Source organism: Pseudomonadota bacterium (assembly GCA_037200975.1).
Lineage (GTDB): Bacteria > Pseudomonadota > Gammaproteobacteria > Steroidobacterales > Steroidobacteraceae > CADEED01.
Map to the genome: position 1 here is coordinate 4433157 of JBBCGI010000001.1, position 19829 is coordinate 4452985.

General features: G+C 64.6%; 19 protein-coding genes. 9 read left to right on the plus strand and 10 right to left on the minus strand.

The window, feature by feature from the left end; all coding sequences use genetic code 11:
- Window positions 1-12: 12 nt before the first annotated feature.
- The 3 genes from WDO72_19970 to WDO72_19980 all read right to left on the minus strand — a co-directional run bounded on the left by WDO72_19970 (window position 13) and on the right by WDO72_19980 (window position 3600).
- Window positions 13-630 (minus strand): cytochrome P460 family protein, encoded by a 618-nt coding sequence (locus tag WDO72_19970; GenBank protein MEJ0087951.1) that lies wholly within the window; start codon window positions 628-630, stop codon window positions 13-15.
- Window positions 631-668: 38 nt separating this feature from the next.
- Window positions 669-1889: an epoxide hydrolase family protein gene (locus WDO72_19975; GenBank protein ID MEJ0087952.1), complete on the minus strand. Its 1221-nt coding sequence runs from the start codon at window positions 1887-1889 to the stop codon at window positions 669-671.
- Between the two features lie 385 nt (window positions 1890-2274).
- Window positions 2275-3600, minus strand: a complete 1326-nt coding sequence (locus WDO72_19980) for an epoxide hydrolase (GenBank protein MEJ0087953.1) — start codon at window positions 3598-3600, stop codon at window positions 2275-2277.
- A 178-nt stretch (window positions 3601-3778) separates the two neighbouring features.
- Between WDO72_19980 and WDO72_19985 the strand changes: the two genes are divergently transcribed.
- Entirely contained in the window at window positions 3779-4231 is a 453-nt protein-coding gene (locus WDO72_19985) for a cupin domain-containing protein (GenBank protein MEJ0087954.1), read from the plus strand.
- A 33-nt stretch (window positions 4232-4264) separates the two neighbouring features.
- Here WDO72_19985 and msrB read toward each other — a convergent pair whose 3' ends face one another.
- The 4 genes from msrB to WDO72_20005 form a co-directional block, all read right to left on the minus strand.
- Complete coding sequence (gene msrB, locus WDO72_19990; GenBank protein MEJ0087955.1) at window positions 4265-4714, minus strand: peptide-methionine (R)-S-oxide reductase MsrB; 450 nt, start codon at window positions 4712-4714, stop codon at window positions 4265-4267.
- Window positions 4715-4802: 88 nt separating this feature from the next.
- Window positions 4803-5708 (minus strand): 3-hydroxyacyl-CoA dehydrogenase, encoded by a 906-nt coding sequence (locus WDO72_19995; protein MEJ0087956.1) that lies wholly within the window; start codon window positions 5706-5708, stop codon window positions 4803-4805.
- The gene (locus WDO72_20000) at window positions 5701-6555 is read right to left on the minus strand and encodes an SDR family oxidoreductase (GenBank protein MEJ0087957.1); all 855 of its coding nucleotides are present in this window, start codon (window positions 6553-6555) and stop codon (window positions 5701-5703) included. The genes WDO72_19995 and WDO72_20000 overlap by 8 nt, the downstream gene beginning before the upstream one ends.
- Before the next feature lie 11 nt (window positions 6556-6566).
- On the minus strand, window positions 6567-7403 hold the full coding sequence (locus WDO72_20005; GenBank protein MEJ0087958.1) for an alpha/beta hydrolase: 837 nt from the start codon (window positions 7401-7403) through the stop codon (window positions 6567-6569).
- A 319-nt stretch (window positions 7404-7722) separates the two neighbouring features.
- Here WDO72_20005 and WDO72_20010 point away from each other — a divergent pair, with 319 nt between their 5' ends.
- From WDO72_20010 to WDO72_20040, 7 genes are all read left to right on the plus strand, one after another.
- Window positions 7723-10713, plus strand: a complete 2991-nt coding sequence (locus tag WDO72_20010; GenBank protein MEJ0087959.1) for a histidine kinase — start codon at window positions 7723-7725, stop codon at window positions 10711-10713.
- A complete protein-coding gene (locus WDO72_20015; protein MEJ0087960.1) occupies window positions 10710-11339 on the plus strand; it encodes a response regulator transcription factor in 630 nt (209 codons plus the stop codon). Before WDO72_20010 ends, WDO72_20015 begins: the two co-directional genes overlap by 4 nt.
- Window positions 11340-11444: 105 nt before the next feature.
- Window positions 11445-11834, plus strand: coding sequence for a hypothetical protein (locus tag WDO72_20020; GenBank protein ID MEJ0087961.1), 390 nt, complete (start codon window positions 11445-11447; stop codon window positions 11832-11834).
- A gap of 147 nt (window positions 11835-11981) precedes the next feature.
- Window positions 11982-12629 (plus strand): response regulator, encoded by a 648-nt coding sequence (locus WDO72_20025; protein MEJ0087962.1) that lies wholly within the window; start codon window positions 11982-11984, stop codon window positions 12627-12629.
- A gap of 53 nt (window positions 12630-12682) precedes the next feature.
- The gene (locus tag WDO72_20030; protein MEJ0087963.1) at window positions 12683-13210 is read left to right on the plus strand and encodes an RNA polymerase sigma factor; all 528 of its coding nucleotides are present in this window, start codon (window positions 12683-12685) and stop codon (window positions 13208-13210) included.
- Complete coding sequence (locus tag WDO72_20035) at window positions 13200-14183, plus strand: FecR domain-containing protein (GenBank protein ID MEJ0087964.1); 984 nt, start codon at window positions 13200-13202, stop codon at window positions 14181-14183. The genes WDO72_20030 and WDO72_20035 overlap by 11 nt, the downstream gene beginning before the upstream one ends.
- Window positions 14184-14258: 75 nt before the next feature.
- A complete protein-coding gene (locus WDO72_20040) occupies window positions 14259-15011 on the plus strand; it encodes a LuxR C-terminal-related transcriptional regulator (GenBank protein MEJ0087965.1) in 753 nt (250 codons plus the stop codon).
- Here the strand turns inward: WDO72_20040 and WDO72_20045 are convergent.
- A complete protein-coding gene (locus tag WDO72_20045) occupies window positions 14932-18039 on the minus strand; it encodes a TonB-dependent receptor (GenBank protein MEJ0087966.1) in 3108 nt (1035 codons plus the stop codon). The genes WDO72_20040 and WDO72_20045 overlap by 80 nt on opposite strands.
- Window positions 18040-18253: 214 nt before the next feature.
- Here WDO72_20045 and WDO72_20050 point away from each other — a divergent pair, with 214 nt between their 5' ends.
- Window positions 18254-18802, plus strand: coding sequence for a thioredoxin domain-containing protein (locus tag WDO72_20050; GenBank protein ID MEJ0087967.1), 549 nt, complete (start codon window positions 18254-18256; stop codon window positions 18800-18802).
- Window positions 18803-18814: 12 nt separating this feature from the next.
- Here the strand turns inward: WDO72_20050 and WDO72_20055 are convergent, their stop codons facing one another.
- On the minus strand, window positions 18815-19351 hold the full coding sequence (locus WDO72_20055; protein MEJ0087968.1) for a thioredoxin domain-containing protein: 537 nt from the start codon (window positions 19349-19351) through the stop codon (window positions 18815-18817).
- The gene (locus WDO72_20060) at window positions 19348-19824 is read right to left on the minus strand and encodes a redoxin domain-containing protein (GenBank protein MEJ0087969.1); all 477 of its coding nucleotides are present in this window, start codon (window positions 19822-19824) and stop codon (window positions 19348-19350) included. The genes WDO72_20055 and WDO72_20060 overlap by 4 nt, the downstream gene beginning before the upstream one ends.
- Window positions 19825-19829 lie beyond the last annotated feature (5 nt).

Below are 19829 nucleotides of genomic sequence, written 5' to 3' on the forward strand. Positions count from 1 at the left end.
CATGCGGCTTCTTCACCGGTGTCCGTAGTCCGTGAAGACGAAGTCCCGCGATTTCACTATGGTGTGGCAGGCGAAACCGCACTTGGCGTCGTTGCCCTGCGGGGGCGTGCCGGCCATCGTGCCGGGCGCGAACTTGTCGGTGGCGGCGTCGTAGTCGAACACGGCGTATCCCCAGCCGCCGCTGTCGGCGAACCGCTTGCTGTCCTTCACCATGAGGTCGACGTTCTGCTGCGTGCCGGGCACCGTCGCGTTCGGGAAGAACTGATGCTTTTTCGGCGCCCAATGGATCTTCGCCATCTTGGCACCATCGGGGACCGGTTTGCCGTTGCCGGGAATACCGGCCTTGAAGGCCGCGATCATCGCGGGGTTGCCGAGGATCACGGCGATGGCCTTGTCGTTCGAGCTGACCGAGACGGTCTCCCAGGTCTCGAATCCCTTGAACTCGGAGAATGCGAGTCCACCCGGCACTTTGAGGCTGTACTTGTCCTGGGCGGCGGGTGCCGCGGACTGGGCTACCACGGCGATGGAGCCCGCCAGGGCGGCGCAACTAACTAGAACACTGAGGGATTTCACCGCGGCATGCATGTCGTACTCCTGGGTATCGTGGTCGGACAGCCGATCAGACCACATGCCGCAGTGAGTCTGAACTGCACTTTGGTACCGACTAGCTACGCTCGCAGTGTGCGGAAGCCGGCGCGAATCTCTTGCGCGAGGATGCCAGGCTGCTCCCAGGCCGCGAAGTGACCGCCCTTGTCTGCCTTGTGGTAGTGCACGAGCTTCGGATACGCCCGTTCCGCCCAGGAGCGCGGCAGCTGGAATATCTCATCCGGAAAGACGGTGACGGCCACCGGGATTCCGATGCCCATCGGCGCGAAGAACGGCAGCTTGTTTTCGCGGTAGAGACCGGCGGCGGAAATCGCCGTGTTGGTGAGCCAATAGAGCGTGATGTTGTCGAGCAGGTCGTCCCGCGTGAGGCCCTGGCGATTGCCGTCACCGTGGCCGTCGAGGATGTGCGTGCGCAGCTCGTGGCTCCACAGATCGTTGTCCAGGATCCAGGCGGCCAGGCCGACCGGCGAATCCCCCAGCCCATACAGCGCATGCGGATGGCGCGCCATCTGCTGGGCATACGACAGGCTGTTGGCAAAGAAGAAGGCGAGCCGCTCGAAGGCGCGCTTCTCGTCTGGCTCGAGCCCCGGCGGCGGATTCCCGGATCCGAGCGCAAAGAAAATCTCGGTCGGTACGGCCGATTGCAGGTTGACGTGGATGCCTAACAATCCGGGCGGCGCCTGCACACCCATCTGCTCCGTCACGAAAGAACCCCAATCGCCGCCTTGCGCCACGTAGCGCGAGTAGCCGAGCCGTTCCATGAGCACCGCCCAGGCGCGTGCCATCCGCGTGGTGTCCCAGCCCGGGCCGCTCGGTTTGCCGGAGAACCCATAACCCGCCATCGACGGAATGACCACGTGGAACGCGTCTGCGACGCTGCCGCCGTGGGCGGTGGGATTGGTGAGTGGCTCGATGAGCTTGAGTTGCTCGACGATCGAACCGGGCCAGCCGTGCGTGACGATGAGCGGCAGCGCATTCTCGTGCTTCGAACGAACGTGGATGAAGTGGAAGTCGAGGCCGTCGATCGTGGTGATGAAATTCGGCACCGCGTTCAGCCGCTTCTCGAGCTTGCGCCAGTCGTATTCCGTGGCCCAATAACTCGCGAGTTTCTGCAGGGTCGCGAGTGTCACGCCCGGCGCCGCTTCGTCAGCCGGTTCGTTGTCCGGCCAGACCGTCGCATTGATGCGCCTGCGCAGTTCGGTGAGCTTCGCCTCGGGGACATTGATGTGGAAATGCCGGATGTCCGCCGCGTCGGCGCCTGCGTGTTTCGGAACTGCGTTCACCTGTGTACTCCCTGGAGAAGTGAGCCGCGACCCGTCAGGAAGCAGCAGTGCGATTCGCCCGGACGCAAGGGTGCGTGCTCCACCACCTCGCGACTATCGAAGCGTCGCTCGTCGGGTTGTACCCGGTCGGTTCGGCGGCGTGCGAAATCCTCGTGAGAAACCTGTTCCAGCGGTCCGCGCCGCTGCCCGTGTGCAAAACCTGCGTGGTGTTTTCCCGGATGTACAGCACCGTACTGGATGTCGCTTGCATAGTTAGTCCTCCAGATCCTGACGGAGGACAGTACGCAGCCCCGCGCCGTGACGCGATTGCACATTGGTATAGGAACGCAAATGAAAAGGCCCGCAGACGAGGTCTGCGGGCCCGATGGCGTCGTGCCTTCCCGGCTTACGGGTTGCGAATCGTCTTGAAACTCGCGCGCAGCTCGTCGACGAGCAGCGCCGGCTGCTCCCATGCGGCAAAGTGACCGCCCTTGGGCGGCTGGTTGTAGTGGATGAGCTTGGGATACGCGCGCTCCGCCCAGGACCGCGGCAGCTGGTACAGCTCGTCGGGGAACGCGCTCACCGCAACCGGAATCTTGACGCCCATCTCCGCGAAGAACGGTTTCTTGTTCTCACGGTAGAGGCGCGCGCCGGAGATCCCGGTGTTGGTCAACCAGGTGAGCGTGATGTTGTCGAGCACGTCGTCACGCGTGAGACCTTCGGCCTTCCCTTCGAAAGTGCGCCGGATCATCTGGTAGCTCAGCAAGTCGTGATCGAGGAACCACGCGGCGAGGCCGATCGGCGAATCCGCGATCCCGTACAGGGTCTGCGGATGGTTCGCCATCTGCTGCGCGTACGACAAGCCATGGACGAAGAAGTAGTCGAGCCGTTCGAAGGCGCGCTTTTCATCCGGTCCGAGGCCCGGCGGCGGCGTGTGGCTGGCCGTCGCCTGCAGGATTTCCAGCGGAACCGCGGAGGGCAGCGTGGTGTTGATGGCTAACAATCCCGGCGGGGCCTGCACGCCCATGAGCTCCGTCACGAATGCACCCCAATCACCGCCGTGGGCCACGTATTTCGTGTAGCCAAGGCGTTTCATGAGCACGTCCCAGGCCTGCGCCATGCGCACGCAGTCCCAACCCGGGGCGGTGGGGCGTCCGGAGAATCCGTAGCCAGCCATCGACGGGATGACCACGTCGAACGCGTCCATTGCCGTGCCGCCGAACGCGGTCGGATTCGTCAGCGGCTCGATGAGCTTCATCTGTTCGATGATCGATCCCGGCCACCCGTGTGTGATGATGATAGGCAGCGCGTTCTTGTGCTTCGACTTCACATGGATGAAGTGAATGTCGAGGCCGTCGATCTCGGTGACGAAATTCGGCACGGCGTTGATCTTCGTCTCGATCCTGCGCCAGTCGTATTCCGCACCCCAGTAGCGCGCGAGGTTCTGCATGGTCGCGAGCTGCACGCCTTCGGACTCGTCGGACACTGTTTCCTTGTCGGGCCAGACGGTGGCGTTGATGCGCTTGCGCAGATCGACGAGCTGCGCCTCGGGAATATTCACGTGGAAAGGGCGGATGGCGGTGTTGTCACTGCCAACCTGCTTGGGAACGGCATTCATTGCGGTACTCCTTGGAGTTGCGGAAAAAGCGGAAAGACTCAGGAGACTCGCGGCGGCAGCTGCCGCGGTGGCTCCGACAAATCGACGCCTGTTGAGGCCGGGCAAGTTCTGCATGGCGAAATCCTCTGTTGACTAGTTGGAACGGCGTGCGCCGCTGACGGCCCACGCGCAAGCGATCACAGCAGAGGCGTCGGCATCGTTGAGTTCACGATGGTGTCGGTCGACACCTTGGTAGGGGGACTACTTTCGTCGGGTCGCCGTGCCGACGGCGGTCTGCTGACATTCGATCCGCATGAAACGCATTCGCTACTTCGCCATCGCCACTGCTGTCGCCTTCTCGGCGGGAGCGTCTCTTATCCCGCTCGCCGTCGACGCGCCGTACGATTTCGCACGGCACGAAGCCGTCACGCTGCTTGCGGCAAGATCAATCCCCAGCGTGCCGGGCAAACGCCTGGTCAGCATCCTGGTCGACTATCCACCCGGCGCTGGTTCCGTACCGCATCGTCACGCGGGCTCGGCCTTCATCTACGCGTACGTCCTCTCGGGACAGATCCGCAGCCAGATCGACGACGAGCCGGTTCGCATCTACCGGGAGGGTGAGTGGTGGTTCGAGGGTCCGGGCGCGCATCACCGCGAGAGCGCCAATGCCAGCAAGACGCGGCGGGCGCGGCTGCTCGCGGTGTTCGTCGTGGATGCCGCGGAAAACGAATTGACCACGCCGGATGCGCGCGCCGGCAGCGACTAGCTACAACGTGCGCGGCCGGCGGGGAAGCGCCCGTCAGCGCCGTTCTTCTACCTGGTCGAGGTACGCCACATAACCTTCGGCCTCCATGTCGTCGCGATGAATGAATCGCAGCGAGGCCGAGTTGATGCAGTAACGCAATCCGCCGCGGTCCTCCGGACCGTCGTCGAAGACATGACCCAGATGGCTGTCGCCATGCGCGGAGCGCACTTCCGTGCGGACCATGCCGTGCGACTTGTCCGTCAATTCGTTGACGTTCGCGGGTTCGATCGGTTTGGTGAAACTGGGCCAGCCGCATCCCGAGTCGAATTTGTCGGAAGACGCAAACAGCGGCTCACCCGACACGATGTCGACGTAGATGCCGGGCTCGTCGTTGTCCAGATGCTGTCCGGTGCCGGGCATTTCGGTCGCGCCTTTCTGCGTGACGCGGTACTGCTCGGGCGTGAGCGTCGCGATGACGGCAGGATCTTTGCTGTACGTGGGCATCGGCTGCTCCTGGGCTGTGTGGATGCTCGAGCGAGAGGCCTCGATTTCAGCAGACCCGCAACCGGATTGCGATGACACCAACGTGTGCTCAACCTTTGACGAACTCCGGCCGTTCGAACGTGGGATTCGGGTAGTTGTAGAACCCCTGGCCGCTCGCGACTCCCAGCCGGCCCTTCTGGAGGAAATGCTCGTCCACGTAGCGCGCGTACTCGAGCGCCAGCGGATTGGCGTTGCTCTCGCCGAGCAGCTTCGCGACATGGTGCACCACGCCCAGGCCCATGCGATCCATCATGCCGAACGGGCCCATATGCGTGCCCAGCGTGATCATCCAGGTACGGTCGATGCTCTCGAAGTCGCTCACGCCGCGCACCACGAGATCCACGGCCGCGAAACACCACGGCACGATCAGGCTGTTGACGATGTAACCGTTCTGTTCCTTGCGGATCGGAATCGGCACGAGGCCGATCTCGCCGGCGAACTCCAGCAGCGCCTCGAACAGGGCCGGATCGGTGCCCGGATGGCCCATGACTTCGCCGATGTTGGCGTCCCAGACACCGATGGCGAAGTGCAAGGCCAGAAACTTCTGCGGCCGGTCGACGAAGCGCGCCAGCGCGCTCGGCGGCAACGTCGACGTGTTGGTCGTGAAGACCGTGCGAGCCGGGGCGTGCCGCGAAGCCTCGCGCCAGAAGGATTCCTTGATGGCCAACGACTCGGGCACGGACTCGCTGATCAGGTCGGCATCGCGTACGGCCGACGCGAGGTCTGTCGTATAACTCAGGCGTGCCAGCGTGTCGTCGACCTGCTGGCGGGTCGCGCCGCGCTGGTTAGTGAAGAGATCCGCGTACTGCCGGTGAAACACCTTGCCTTTCTCGAGGCCCGCGGGAATGGCGTCGTACACGGTGACGTGTTTGCCGTGGAAGGCCATCTGCCATGCCACTTGCGAGCCCATCGTGCCCGCGCCAGCGGTGGTGATCCTGGAGAAGCGGTCAGACATCGCCTGTCACGCCTTTTTCGGCGTGCCATTTTTGTTCGGCCGGCGGCCGCGACGCATCAGTGGATGGACGCAGCAGCACCGCGGAGATGCGCGTCATCCATTCGCGCGGCAGGAAGCGGTAGCTAGACGCCATCAGCCGGTTGCGCAGCCCCGGGATCACCACGGCGCGGCCCCGGTCGAGCCCGCGCAGGCCCGCCGAGATGACCGGACCGGGATCGGCGAGACGGCGGTAGATCGCGGTATGGCCGACATCGGCGCCGAGCGCGTCGACGAAGCCGGTGCGCGTCGGGCCCGGGCACAGCGCGGTGACCGCAACGCCTGCCGGGCGCGCCTCCGCCCACAGCGCCTCGCTGAACGACAGCACGAAAGCTTTGCTCGCGCCGTACACCGCCTGGAAGGGCGCGGGTTGAAAGGCGATCGTCGATGCGACGTTGAGAATGCCGCCGCTGTGCCGCGCAAGCATTCCCGGCAGGAAGGCGCGCGCCAGTGCAACCACCGCGTTGACGTCGACCGCTATCTCGGTGGCTTCATGGTCCGCATTGGCCTCTGCAAACGGACCGTAGCTGCCGAAGCCGGCGTTGTTCACCAGCACTTCGACCGGGCGGTCGCCGACGCGCTCCAGCAGCGCGGAAATTCCCGCCGCTGTCGCGAGGTCCGCGACTACGGTTTCGACCGCAACCTGCGGAGTATCGCGGCGGATGTGGAGTGCCGCGTCTTCGAGGCGTGTCTGGTTGCGGCCGGTCAGTACGAGCGACATGCCGCGTTGCGCGAGCCGCGCGGCGATCCCGCGGCCCAGTCCGGACGACGCTCCCGTGACGATGGCCCAGCGATTCTCATAATGGATCACAGCGAACCTCCTCAAGCCTTGATGAAGGCGAGCAAGTCACGATTGATCACCTCGGCGTGCGTCGTGCACATGCCATGCGGATATTTCTCGTAGACCTTCAGCGTGCCTTTCTTCAACAGCTTCGCGGACAGCAACGCCGAGTCGGCGATGGGCACGATCTGGTCGTCGTCGCCGTGCATCACCAGCGTCGGCACTTCGATCGCTTTCAGATCGCCGGTGAAGTCGGTCTCCGAGAAGGCCTTGATGCCGTCGTAATGCGCCTTGGCGCCGCCCGTCATTCCCTGCCGCCACCAGTTCTGGATCGCGCCCTGCGAGATCTTCGCGCCCGGACGATTGAAGCCGTAGAACGGGCCGCTTGCGAGGTTGAGATAGAACTGCGAACGGTCGGCCGCGAACTGCGCGCGGAAACCGTCGAACACCTCGATCGGCAGCCCGCCCGGATTTGCCGCGGTCTTCAACATGATCGGCGGCACCGCGCCGATGATCACGAGCTTGGCGATGCGGCCGGACTTCTGGCCGTGGAGCGTGGCGTAGTGGGTTGCCTCGCCGCCGCCGGTGGAGTGGCCGATGTGCACGGCATTGCGCAAGTCGAGGTGTTGAACCACGGCGGCGATGTCCGCGGCGTAGTGGTCCATGTCGTGGCCGTCGGCCACCTGGCTCGACCGGCCGTGGCCGCGCCGGTCATGTGCGATGACGCGGTAACCCGCATTCAGGAAGTAGAGCAATTGCGCATCCCAGTCGTCGGCGGACAGCGGCCAGCCGTGGTGGAACACCAGCGGCTGCGCGGCCTTCGGCCCCCAGTCCTTGAAGTAGATCTGAACGCCGTCTGTGGTTGTGATCGCGGACATTGGATGGTCTCCGGGGTTGTCAGCCGATGAACTGGGTGCCTGCGCGGCCGCGGCAGCGGTCGAAGCGGTCCATCCCGCCGCGATGGCGCAGGCGCCGCCTAACAAAACGTCGCGCCGGGACGTGGCGGCATGAGTGGCTTGTTCGGGATGTGGCATGAGGCGACGCCTCGCGGGTCGTGGATGATTGGCGGCGATCAGAGCGGATCCGGCGCGGCGGTGTAATTAGATGAAGGTTTAGATCGGGCGCGGCGCGGGCATCGACGCGCCGATGCCGGTTCCGTACCATGAACGCATCGAACCCGGTCACCGGAAGATAAGAATGCGGCGCGTGCTCCTGTCGTTTCTGCTGGCTGCTCCCGCGGCATTTGCGCTCGACCCGACAAAGGCGATCACGCAGTACGGCCATTCGATGTGGACGCTCGATGCGGGATTGCTGCCCGGCACCCCGACCTCGATGGCCCAAACTACCGACGGCTACCTGTGGGTGGGAACTCGCACCGGTCTCGTCCGCTTCGACGGCGTCCGCTTCGTGCCATTTTCTCCGCCGCAGGGCGAGGCGCTGCGCTCCAGCCGGATTCTTTCCTTGCTAGGTTCGGCCGATGGGAGTCTGTGGATCGGTACGCGCGCGGGGCTCGATCGCTGGCACGGCGGGCACGTAACCAACTACAAGGATTCGCCGGGATCGATCAACGACATCGTCGAGGATCGCGCCGGCAAGATCTGGTTCACGAGCATGAACGTCCGTGCGGCGAAAGGTCCGTTGTGCGCGGTGACTGGCGATCAGGTCGAGTGCCACGGCATCTCCGACGGTGTGCCGCTCGAGGAGGCCCAGGAAATCAGTCTCGACTCGCAAGGCAACCTGTGGACGGTATCGAGCCGCCAGCTCATGCGCTGGAAGGAGGGCGCCTCCCGGACCTGGCTGCCGGCCGAACTACCGGCGTCGAGCGCTCAGAAACTGATTGACGTCGTGCAATCCATCGCATTGGGAAAAAACGGTGAAGTCTGGGTGGGCGGCACCCAGCCCAGCCGCGGACTCGGCCTGTTGCATCTCCAGGGCGACGAGCTGCGCTCGTATGTCACGCCGGAGTTCGACGGCCGCAAACTGTCGGTGTCACCGTTGCTCGTCGACAGCAACAATGCGTTGTGGATAGGCACGCAGGACGATGGACTCTATCGCCTGCACGAGGGAAAGGTGAGCCACTTCGGCAGGACCGACGGCCTTTCGGGCGATACGTTGCAAAGCATGTTCGAAGATCACGAGGGAACGCTTTGGGTTTTGACGACGCGCGGCCTCGATGCGTTTCGCGACCTGCGCGTGACGAGTATCACGAGCCGGGAAGGACTCAGCGCCGAGCTCGCCAACGCGGTTCTCGCGGCGCGCGACGGCACCGTGTGGATCAACGCCTGGCATTCGCTCGACGCGTGGCGCGACGGAAAGATGACCTCACTCGATCCGCGCCATGGCCTGCCCGGTGACGAGGTGACGGTCCTGTTCGAAGACCCAGCGGGGGCGCTGTGGGTAGGCGTCGACGACGAGGTTCATGTTTTCGAGGGCGGAAAATTCAAACCCGTTCGCCAGCCCGATGGCAGCCCGATCGGGTTCGCGCAAAGTATCGTCGCGGATGCGCAGGGAGATGTCTGGGTACTGACGAGGCCGGACCGGCTGTTCCGCACGCGCGACCGCAAGGTCGTCGAAAGCATTCCGTGGCCCACTCCCGGCTTTGCGTTGCGCGGCAGCGTTGCCGATGCGGCCGAAGGCATCTGGCTGCCGCGCGCGAACGGCGACCTCACGCGCATCCGGCGCGGCAAACTGGAGAACTTCGAATTTCATCGCCAAGCGAATACCGGCGTGATGCACGATCTCGCCGCGTATTCCGATGGCACCATCATCGGTGCGACGCCGGTCGGCGTCGCCAGCTGGCGCGGCGGCAAGACGCAGACGATGACTGTGGAGAACGGGTTGCCCTGCGTCGACATCCACTCGGTGCTGATCGATCGCCAGCAGCGGCTGTGGCTCTACGCGACCTGTGGCATCGTCTCCATCGAAGCCGATCAGATGCAGGCGTGGTGGAAAGATCGACGCGCGACGGTGACGTTTCGCATGTTCGATGCATTCGACGGAGCGCAACCCGCGCGCGCGAATTTCGCGCCAAAAGCGTCGGTCGGCCCGGATGGCCGCCTGTGGTTTGCCAATGCGAGCATCGTGCAGGTTCTCGACCCCGGGCAGATCATCAGCAACGCGGTGCCGCCGCCTGTGCAGATCGAACAGCTCATGGCGGATCGCAAGCCGTTTCCGTTGGCGCAGTCCGTGCGTCTGCCGCCCAATAGCAGCGATCTGCAGATCGACTACACCGGATTGAGCTTCGTCGTGCCTGGAAAGACGCGTTTCCGCTACCGGCTCGTCGGGCACGATGCCCATTGGCAGGACGTCGGCACGCGCCGCCAGGCGTTCTACAACGATCTGCCGCCGCGCGACTATCTATTCGAAGTGACCGCGAGCAACAACGACGGCGTCTGGAGCCGCAAGAACGCGAGCCTGGCTTTTTCGATCGCGCCCACGTTCACCCAGACGCGCACATTCTTCGTGCTCTGCGGGCTTGCCGCGCTCGGCCTGATCTGGCTGCTGTATTTGTATCGCGTCCGGCAGATCGAGCAGCGCGTGCGCATGCGCACCGAGGAACGCCTGGGGGAACGCGAACGCATCGCGCGCGATCTGCACGATACGCTGCTGCAGGGATTGCTGAGTGCCTCGCTGCAGCTGTCGGTGGCCAACAACCAGATGGCGGCGGATGCGCCCGCGAAACCTCTGGTGGAAAGAATCCTGAAACTGTTGCGCCAGATCGTCGACGAAGGCCGCGATGCGGTACGAAACTTGCGCACGCGGCAATCCGCGTCCGCCGCGCTCGAGCAGGCACTGGCGCAGATCCCGCGGGACCTGGGTGTGGATGACAAGGTTCCGGTCCGGCTGCTGGTCGAAGGAACTCCGCGCGTGTTGCGTCCGGCGGTCAGGGACGAGGTGTACTGGATCTGCCGCGAGGCACTCGCGAATGCCTTCCGCCACTCGAGTGCATCGAGTATCGAGGTGGTGCTCGAATACTCCGCGGTCCGGTTTCGCCTGGCGATTCGCGACAATGGTGGCGGCATGGATCCGGCCATCGTCCAGGCGGGCCGCGAAGGGCACTGGGGTCTGTCGGGCATGCGCGAGCGCGCGAACAAGATCGGTGCTACGTTCAAAGTCATGAGTGGCAAGGGCGCGGGAACCGAGATTGACCTGGTGATGCCGGCCGTAGCAGCTTTCGAGAAACCATGAGCGATCAGCCCGCCATCCGAATCCTGATCGTCGACGACCACCCGCTGTTCCTCGAAGGCATCGCCACCGTCGTCGCGCACGAGGCCGACATGCAACTCGTCGGCCGCGCCTCGACGGCGCGGCAGGGCGTCGAGGAATTCCGGCGCGTGAAGCCCGATGTCACGTTGATGGATCTGCGCCTGCCCGACATGAGCGGCATCAGTGCGGTGGCGGCCATTCGCGCGGAATTCCCGGATGCACGGGTGATCATGCTCACCACTTTCGAGGGTGACGTCGAGATTCAACGCGCGCTGGCCGCGGGAGTGCGCGCGTACATGCTGAAAAGCGCGCCGCTCGAGGAACTCGTCGACGTGATCCGCAAGGTGCATGCCGGGCGCAAACATCTGCCGGCGCAGGTGGCGGAGAATCTCGCCGAACATTTCAACGGCGACGATCTGAGCGAGCGGGAGATCCAGGTGCTGCGGCGGATGGCGGAGGGCGATCGCAATCGCGACATCGGCGAGCAACTGTCGATCTCCGAGGAGACCGTGAAGGTGCACATCCGGCACATCATGGACAAACTAGGCGCGAAGGATCGCACCCAGGCGGTCGCCATCGGATTGCGCCGCGGCGTCATTCATCTGTAGTAACCCGAAAGCGGTATCGGCCGGTAGCGGGCAGGCGGGGCGCAGCGAAGGCGCCCGCTGAATAGCCTGTTGCGAATGACACCTTTATCGGCCTGCAACACTCCGTTGCAACGTACCTTCACGAATTTCCCGTCGGGCCCGGTCGGCGCGGCATTGTTTTTTCTGCGCGTGTTCGTCGGCACGTCCGCGATCGCGGAAGCCGTGCTGGCGATCGCGGCCGATCATTCACCATGGCGGTTCGTGGCGGCGATTCCGGCGGCGCTCGCCGGGCTCGTGTTGCTGCCCGGCTTGCTCGTGCCGGTCGCCAGCGCGTTGCTCGCGGCGGAAGGCGTCGCGATGCTCTGCCTCGCGCGGCACGGCGCGCTCGTACTGTTCGAATCGCGCATGGCGCTGATCGAATTCGTCGTCATGGCCGCGACGCTTGCGGTGCTCGGTGCCGGAGCCATGTCCGTCGATGCGCGCCGCTTCGGCCGTCGCGAGATAGAGATTGCGTGACCGCAACCCAAAAGGGTTATTGCCGTGTTCCCTAGGGGCGTGACGCGCGCCGCGTCCCCGGTGTTCAAACTACCGCGGCGATACGCAGTCACCGATGGGGAGATCAATCTCATGTATGCAGAACATTCCCGCGCCCAGCCGATCGGGATGGCCGTTGTCCGCGCCGCGCAGGCGCCCACCGTTTTCATCGTGGACGAGGACCGCGCCACCCGCGAATCGCTCGACCTGCTGATCCGTGCCGCCGGCTGGCAAACCGAGTGTTTCGCCTCGGCCGAGGATTTTCTCGCGCGTCCGCGGACGATGCGGGCGGGTTGCCTGCTGCTGGATGTTTCACTGCCGCAGCTCGACGGCCTCGCGCTCCAGGAAATCATCGCGGACCGGCGGGAAATGCCGGTGGTATTCCTGACAACCCGATGCGATGTCGGCACCAGTGTCCGGGCGATGAAGGCGGGCGCCGTCGATTTTCTGACCAAGCCCGCCAGTCACCCCGCGGTGCTCGGCGCCATCCGCTGCGCGCTCGATCGCAGCCAGCGCGCGCTGACTGAGGAGGCATCGATGCGTGTCCTCAGGAATCGTTATGTCCTGCTCACACGCCGCGAACGCGAAGTCATGGAGCTGGTCGTCTCCGGGCGGCTCAACAAGCAGATCGCCGCCGAGCTCGGGACCTCGGAGATCACCGTCAAGGTTCATCGCTTCAACATGAAGCGCAAGATGGAGGCGGATTCGCTCGCCGCGTTGGTGCGGATGGCGACGCAGCTGGGATTGCGCGTCGGCGCCGGCCGCACCGTGAGCTAATAAAGTGAACGAGCACAGCAGTGTGCGCCGCCAGTTGATATAAATGCCGCCGAATGGGGAAGCTGGAGAGTAGCCCGGGATTGACGCTGGCGGACGAAGCCGGCCCCGTACGTGGCTGGCTCACGCGGTATTTTCGCCGTCGCGTACAGAACAACGCCGAGGTCGAAGACATGGTCCAGGATGTCTTCGCGCGCATGGTGGCGCGTGACAGCACGGAACCAGTCCAGCATCTCGGCGGCTATGTCCTCAAGACCGCCTCCAGCGTTTTCGCGGACTGGGTTCGGCGCCGCTCATCGCACGCGGCCAATCGGCACGTCGCGTTCGAGCCCGAATTGCACGGCGAAGAAGAGGCGGATCCGGAACGTATCCTTGGCGGAAAGGAAGAGCTGCGGGCTGCGACAATGGTCTTGTTGCGGTTGCCGGAACGCACGCGCACGGTGTTCATCCTGCGCAGGCTCGAGGGACAAAGATTCCAGGACATCGCCGCCCACCTCGGCATCTCGGTGAGCGCCGTGGAGAAACACATGGTCCGCGCCATTCAGCAGCTGAGTCTCGACATGGAGAAGCGCCTTGGTTCGTGAAGCGTTGACGGCCGAGAAACTGGGCGCACTCGAGCCGCGCGAGGCGGCCGCGTTGTTCGTCGCGCGGCGTGCGGAAGGGCTGACCGCGAGCGAACAGCAGTTGCTGGACGTTTGGCTCGCGAAGAACGATGACAACCGGCGCCAGTTCGAGAACGCCGACCGCGCCTGGCAGACCTTCGCCGCTTCCGCAGGTGACGAGATCCTCGCGGCAATGCGCGCGCATGCGTTGGCACCGCGCCCGCGCAGCGGGGCGGGCTGGTGGCCCGCCGCCGCGGCCGCCGCGGTTTTGCTCGTCGCGATCGGGCTCGTCTGGAACTTCATGCCTTCTTCCGGGACTTTCGAATACGTCTCGCTGCTCGGCGAAGTGAAGGAATTCCAGCTCTCCGATGGCAGCAGCGTGACGCTGGACGGCGAAAGCGCGTTGACGGGACGTTTCAGCGGCAAGAGCCGGAGCATCGAGCTGCAACGCGGCCGCGCGCTGTTCGCGGTGGCGCACGATCCATCGCGGCCGTTCAGCGTGACTGCCGCGGGTCGGCGCGTCGTCGCCGTCGGCACGCGGTTCGATGTGAATCTGCTGGACGATGGACTCACGGTCACGCTGCTCGAGGGGCGGGTCGATGTCGAGTCGCTGGACGCAACCACGGCGCTGGCGAAGCTCGACGCCGGCCAGCAGTACGTCGAGCGTCGCGGCAAAGTCGAAATCCGGACGCTGAGCGGCGCGGGTGAGAGCGCAATCTCCTGGCGGAAGGGGCTCGTCAATTTTGACGACCAGCCGCTGTCCGATGCCGTGGCAGTGATGAATCGCTACTCGCCCGAACAGATCACGATCCGCGATCCAGACGTCGCGTCGCTACGCGTGTCGGGCCAGTTCCGCGCCGGCGATTCGCAGCGATTTGCCGAGACGCTTGCGGAGATGCATGGGCTGCGGGCGATCCGCCAGGATCACCGGATCGAGCTGGTGCGGGAAAAATAAATCGTCGCCGCGCGGTGCGGCGAGATGTGGATTTTCGATTCTGCTCCGTCCTCATAGGCAAGAAGGAGGCGGACCATGACACCCCACATCGCAACTGACACAAGTTCATTCCGCCCGGCGCGCCCGGCGGCATCCACGGCGGTGCGCGCCGTCGTGCACATCGTCGATAACGACGACCACGTGCGGCTCGCGCTGCTGCATTCGCTCGAAGCCGCCGGAGCGGAGCTGCAAACCCACGCCCACCTGGACGAATTCCTGGGCATCCATCGGGCCGGACAGCCGGGCTGCCTGATCATCGACGCCGAGTTGCTCGGGGCACATCCGCTGCCGCGCGCGATCCATTGCCCGATCATCGTGACCACCCGCGGCGCGGAAGTCGCGACGGTGGTCATGGCAATGAAGGCGGGCGCTGTCGATGTCGTGGAGAAGCCGCCGTGCGGGCGGAGGCTGGCTGCGGCGGTGATCGAAGCGATCGAGATCGATCGGCAGCGCCGTCTTGCCGAATCCAGTCACGCCGCCGTGCGGGCGTGCTTCGCGACGCTGACTCCGCGCGAGCGGCAGGTGATGGCGTTGGTAACCGCTGGCAAGCTGAACAAGCAGGTGGGCGGCGATCTCGGCGTGAGCGAGATCACGGTGAAAGCGCACCGCGGGTCCGTGATGCGGAAGATGGGTGCGCGCTCGCTGGCGGAACTGGTGCGCATGGCCGACGCGCTGGCCGACGCCATGGGCGAAGCGCTGGCGTCAACGCCTAGAAATGGCAGCTCACTCCAAGCTCGAAACGGCGCATACGCGGATCGCCATAACGGCTGTAGCCCGGGCCGTAGTTGAGATACATGTTCTCACGCGGCGGGCTCTTGTCGAGCACGTTGACCACACCGAGCTCGAGAGTGACGCTATCTACCGGACCCAGGTTGCTTGCCGGAATCCGCCAGGTGCCATACAGGTCCAGGTAGGTTTGCGAAGGAATCCGCGCGGAACCCTGGTACAGAACCGCATCCTCGGGCGTCAGCAAACTGAAAGGGTCCGGGCTCACGACGAGACTGCTGCCGAAGTACTGCAGATTGGCCCCGACCGTCAGATCGCGCCGCGACCAATCGAAGCCACCGTTCGCGCGCCGCTGCAGCGGCCCGTCCACGTATCCCGCCCACTGGGTGTCTGGCTCGAAGCGCTTTTTCCGCACGTTGCTCTTGTGGTAAGTCGCGTCGGCATACAGGCGCAGCCGACCGTCGAGCATCGACAGCGGCCATTCCGCGCGCAGGTCGAATGCATCCACTTCCAGCGCGCCGTCGTTCGTATCGCGAACATCGATCGCTTCGATGCGGCCAACGGAATATCCGTTGGCTCGATCCGTGTCGGTCGGCGGCGCCCGCGTGACACGCTCGGGCCACTCGTCTTCATGTGCGATGACTTGATTGAAGTCATATACCGTCAGGTCGTGTGTCCTGCGGATGCGCGAATAGTCGAGCGCCAATCGGGGGCCGTCCAGCCCGCCGGGGGTGAGGACCACGCCAAGAAACAATGTGGTCGCCCGCACCATCTCGAGTTTCGAATTGCCGGAGTACTGCAGCAGGACGTCGCCTTCCGATCCGAGCGCCGTTCCGCCGCGCTTGGGGTCGGGATCGGGGTAGTACGAGATGTAGCTGTACGTCGCAGGCTCCAGTTCTACGAGGTTGGCGATCGGCGGCGGCTGGTCGCCTGTCGCGTAGCTGGCGCGCAGCATCAGCCAGCGCGCGGGCGAGACTTTCGCGCCGACCGTGTAAGCGGTGCCGGTGAACTTCGAGTGAAGTATTTCGATGTCCGGCGGGATGACCATGTTGGCAGGAAAATCGTCTTCCTGTTCGTCACGCCGGACGGCGAGCTGCAGCTCGAGGTCCCGAATCAGCGGCACGGCAGCGGACTCGTCGAATACCCGCGATCTCAGCTCTCCGTAGATCGACCGCGTCAGCCGCGCGCGCGGCGAGCCGCGACTTTCGTCGGTAAAGGGCGTGCCGACGTCGACGTAGTGGACCTCCATGCTGGGCGGCACGCGCTCGGATCGACGCTCGGCCAGCAGGGTCAACGTGGCAGGCCCGGCGCGCGTCGCGAAGACCGGACCCGCCAGGCGCAAGGATTGCGCGGTGAATCGGCTGCGAAAATCCACATCATCCCGGCTGCGCAACAGGTCGGCCTTGACCACGCGGTCGAACGCATTCCAGTCACCCAGCGGATTCGTGTCGAGATCGGACTCGTCGCCGGTCAGATACAGGGACGTCCCCGACAGCGGCACTTCGTCGGCGAGTGAAGAAAAATAGCGCAGCCGTCCCCAGCTGGCCTCGACGGTGCCGCGCCAGTCGAAGGGCAAGCCGCCCTCGAGTCCGGCGGTGTAGCGGGTATTCTCGATGCGTTTCCGAACGCCGGTTTCGAGGCCGACGACGGGAAAGTTCACCGTGATCGAGTCGGTGAACGGATTCGCGGGTGATGCGGCTTCGAGAATCGCCGAACCATTCGAAAAGATTCTCACCTGCGGGGAACCATCGGACTCGCCGTGGGTGCGCAGCATGACGGCGTCGACGTAAGTTTCCCAACCGGATTCGAATCGATGCCGGATGTTGGCGAGCAACGAATCCGATTGCGGGCTCGGGCCCAGGTCGGATCTGGCCTGGGCGTCGTCGACGCTGAAGTCGACATCGCCAGCGTGTTCCTCGAGCGCCGCGGCCAGCGCCGCATTGTCTCCCGAGAAACCGATCGGTAGATAGGTGAGATTGGAGCCGAGCGCCTGACCGCCGAACTCCGGTTTGAAGGTGAGATCGGGATTTATGATGACGTCATACGTGTCGGGGTCGATCCGATACCAGCTGCGCACGGCGACCGAATTCCCGTTCGGAAAAATGAAAGGGAAGTATTCGGGGTATACCTCGAGAGTCCGGCGGCGATCGCGAACGCCGAACGTTCTATCGAGAACGCGCAGCGACTCCACTTCCTCGTGGGAGCCGGACAGCATCAGGTGGGTTGCGCCGTCATTGAGTGTCTGGCCGAAACTCGCCTCGAAGCTGCGCCGCCGCGCGTCGCTGCGCGAGCTGATCCCCTGGGTTGTATGAAGTTCGAGACCGTCGACGTCGCGATTCAGCACGACATTGACGACACCGCCGAGTGCGCCGAACCCATGGATGCCGCCTGCGGCGCCGGTCAGGATTTCCATGCGTTCGATGGCGTGCACGGGGATTGCGTTGAGATCGGACTGCCGGAATCCCCGCACGCTGTTGGGGATCGATGGCATGCGTCGTCCGTCGACGAGCACCACCGTGTCGGTGGCACCCAGACCCCGCAGGTCGATGGATGACATCAGATCCGCGCCGAGTGCCCCGAAGGGAAGTGCGGTGGTGTTGGCAGTGACGCGGGTCGCGATGTACTGGTCGATGTTGTCGCGGTGCGCGCGGACAATTTCCTCGCGGGTAGCGACCGTGTAGGGCTGCACGTCATCCTCGGACCGGCGGATGTCGGCGTTCTGCGTGCGCCGCCCGACGACGAGAATTTCGGCGACCGCGGCGTCCTGCTGGGCCAGCGGCGCAGTAGTTCGACGTTCGATGATCCAGGCGCCGGACGCGGCTCTGCGGACCGTCAGATCGGATTCGGACAACATCTGCTGGAGCGCGGCTTCGGTGGTGAGTTTTCCGGCGACCGGCGGCGAATGGAATTCGCGCACCACGTTGCCGTCGTACAGAAGTTCGACGCCGGTCTGGTTCTCGAGGTCTTTCAAACCGGTGAACAATGGCCCATCGCCGATGCTGACCGTGAGCTCGAGAGCCTCGGCATGCGCGAGGGTGGGCAGCAGCAGCGCCCACGCGGAGAGAGCCGCCACGATAGATCGCCCAGACATCGACGCCTCCCGGACGTTTCGCTTTTGTCAGGACGGCAAACCATACTCCGGCGCGGCCACAGTGGTGAGCTTTCGGAACACCGCGGGGGATTGCTGCTGTCGAAAGGCCCGATTTGTTCGATACTGGGGCGTTGCCGATCGACACCATCGTGTCATTGGCGCGTCCCAATAGTTGTGCTGCGATGGGCGGCGCTAACAGAGCAAGGTGATAAAGATGAGTCAGCAGCAAAGTTTCCGTCTGGCGGAGCCGGTGCAGGCAACGGACCACGTCCGCGGACCCGAACACGCGCCGGTGACCATCGTCGAATACGGCGATTTCGAATGCCCGAGTTGCAAGCAGGCCGCGGGCGCCGTGAAGTTGCTGCTGGCGCGCTTCGAGCAGCGCGTGCGGTTCGTGTTCCGGCATTTTCCGCTCGTGGAAGTCCATCCGCATGCGCTGCGCGCCGCGGAGGTCGCCGAATGCGCGGGTGCCCAGGGCAAGTTCTGGCAGATGCACGACCTGCTGTTCGACAAGCAGAACCATCTCGAAGCGGCGCAGCTGCGCGGCTATGCGGAATCGCTCGGCCTCGACATGGCGCGCTACACCGCCGAGCTCGACGACGAGATCTATCTACAGCGGGTGCGCGAGCATCAGAAGAGCGGTCACGCGAGCGGTGTCCGTGCGACGCCCGGGTTTTTCATCAACGGCCGCATCCTGGACGCTTCGTACGGGCTTGGTGCCCTGGCTGAAGCTGTCGAAGCGGAGCTGCGATCGGGCCGGTAGACCGTGCGGTTGCTACGAGTGTGACTGCAGCGCCGCCGCGAAAATCTCTTCATCCCGCCAGTCACCATCGAAGCGCCGGCCGTTGATGAAAAATGCCGGCGTGCCGTTGACGCCGCTTCGAACGCCGCTCATGAAATCGCCGCGCACGCGCTGGTGCGGCGCGCCGCCCGCCAGCGTAGCTTCCAGCGCCGCGATGTCGAGATCGAGTTTCTTCGCGAAGCGTTCCAGGGCCGCGCCACCGAGCGCGTTCTGATGCTCGTACAACATGTCGTGTATCTCCCAGAACTTGCCTTGCGCCGCGGCGGCTTCGGCGAGCTCGGCGGCGGCGGTTGCATGAGGATGCGCTTCGGCGAGCGGAAAATTGCGGAACACGAAACGCAGGCGGTCGCCAAACCTGGCCTGGATTCGTTTGACGATGGGATACGCCATGCCGCAGTAAGGGCACTCGTAGTCGCCGTATTCGACCAGCGTGATCGGTGCATCGTCACGCCCCTGGACGTGGTCGTTCGGTCCCGCGGCCGGCTTCAATTCGCTGCGGCTGCCGCTCATGTCTTGTCCTTCTGCAGCGATTCCAGCGCCTCGAGGATGCCATCGGCGCCGGGATTGACTTCGATCGGCGATAGATAACTCCAGCGGATGAGGCCCGCGGCGTCGATCACGAACAGCGCGCGCTCGGAGGTGCCATCCTCTTCGCGGTACGCGCCGAAGCTGCGCGCCAACGCGCCCTTGGGCTCGAAGTCCGCCAGCAACGGAAACCGCAGCCGGCGGTTTTCGGCGAACGCAGCATGGCACCACCGGCTATCTACTGAAACGCCGAGCATCTGCGCGCCGAGATTCTGGAATATGGGTAGCACTTCGTTGTAGAGCGCCATCTGGTCGCCGCAGACCGGGCTCCAGTCGGCCGGGTAGAACGCGAGCACGACGGGCTTGCCCCGCAGGTCCGCGAGCGTGACCGTGGTGCCTTGGGTGTTGGCGAGGGAGAAGGAGGGTGCGGGTGCACCAGGTTGCAGCAATAGGGGCATGGGAT

Bases quoted from the DNA above. Each gene is read 5' to 3' on its own strand.
- WDO72_19970 (MEJ0087951.1), bottom strand. From the start codon at position 630: ATGTGGTCTGATCGGCTGTCCGACCACGATACCCAGGAGTACGACATG.
- WDO72_19980 (MEJ0087953.1), bottom strand. From the start codon at position 3,600: ATGCAGAACTTGCCCGGCCTCAACAGGCGTCGATTTGTCGGAGCCACC.
- WDO72_19985 (MEJ0087954.1), top strand. From the start codon at position 3,779: ATGAAACGCATTCGCTACTTCGCCATCGCCACTGCTGTCGCCTTCTCG.
- msrB (MEJ0087955.1), bottom strand. From the start codon at position 4,714: ATGCCCACGTACAGCAAAGATCCTGCCGTCATCGCGACGCTCACGCCC.
- WDO72_19995 (MEJ0087956.1), bottom strand. From the start codon at position 5,708: ATGTCTGACCGCTTCTCCAGGATCACCACCGCTGGCGCGGGCACGATG.
- WDO72_20005 (MEJ0087958.1), bottom strand. From the start codon at position 7,403: ATGTCCGCGATCACAACCACAGACGGCGTTCAGATCTACTTCAAGGAC.
- WDO72_20010 (MEJ0087959.1), top strand. From the start codon at position 7,723: ATGCGGCGCGTGCTCCTGTCGTTTCTGCTGGCTGCTCCCGCGGCATTT.
- WDO72_20015 (MEJ0087960.1), top strand. From the start codon at position 10,710: ATGAGCGATCAGCCCGCCATCCGAATCCTGATCGTCGACGACCACCCG.
- WDO72_20025 (MEJ0087962.1), top strand. From the start codon at position 11,982: ATGGCCGTTGTCCGCGCCGCGCAGGCGCCCACCGTTTTCATCGTGGAC.
- WDO72_20030 (MEJ0087963.1), top strand. From the start codon at position 12,683: ATGGGGAAGCTGGAGAGTAGCCCGGGATTGACGCTGGCGGACGAAGCC.
- WDO72_20040 (MEJ0087965.1), top strand. From the start codon at position 14,259: ATGACACCCCACATCGCAACTGACACAAGTTCATTCCGCCCGGCGCGC.
- WDO72_20045 (MEJ0087966.1), bottom strand. From the start codon at position 18,039: ATGTCTGGGCGATCTATCGTGGCGGCTCTCTCCGCGTGGGCGCTGCTG.
- WDO72_20050 (MEJ0087967.1), top strand. From the start codon at position 18,254: ATGAGTCAGCAGCAAAGTTTCCGTCTGGCGGAGCCGGTGCAGGCAACG.
- WDO72_20055 (MEJ0087968.1), bottom strand. From the start codon at position 19,351: ATGAGCGGCAGCCGCAGCGAATTGAAGCCGGCCGCGGGACCGAACGAC.
- WDO72_20060 (MEJ0087969.1), bottom strand. From the start codon at position 19,824: ATGCCCCTATTGCTGCAACCTGGTGCACCCGCACCCTCCTTCTCCCTC.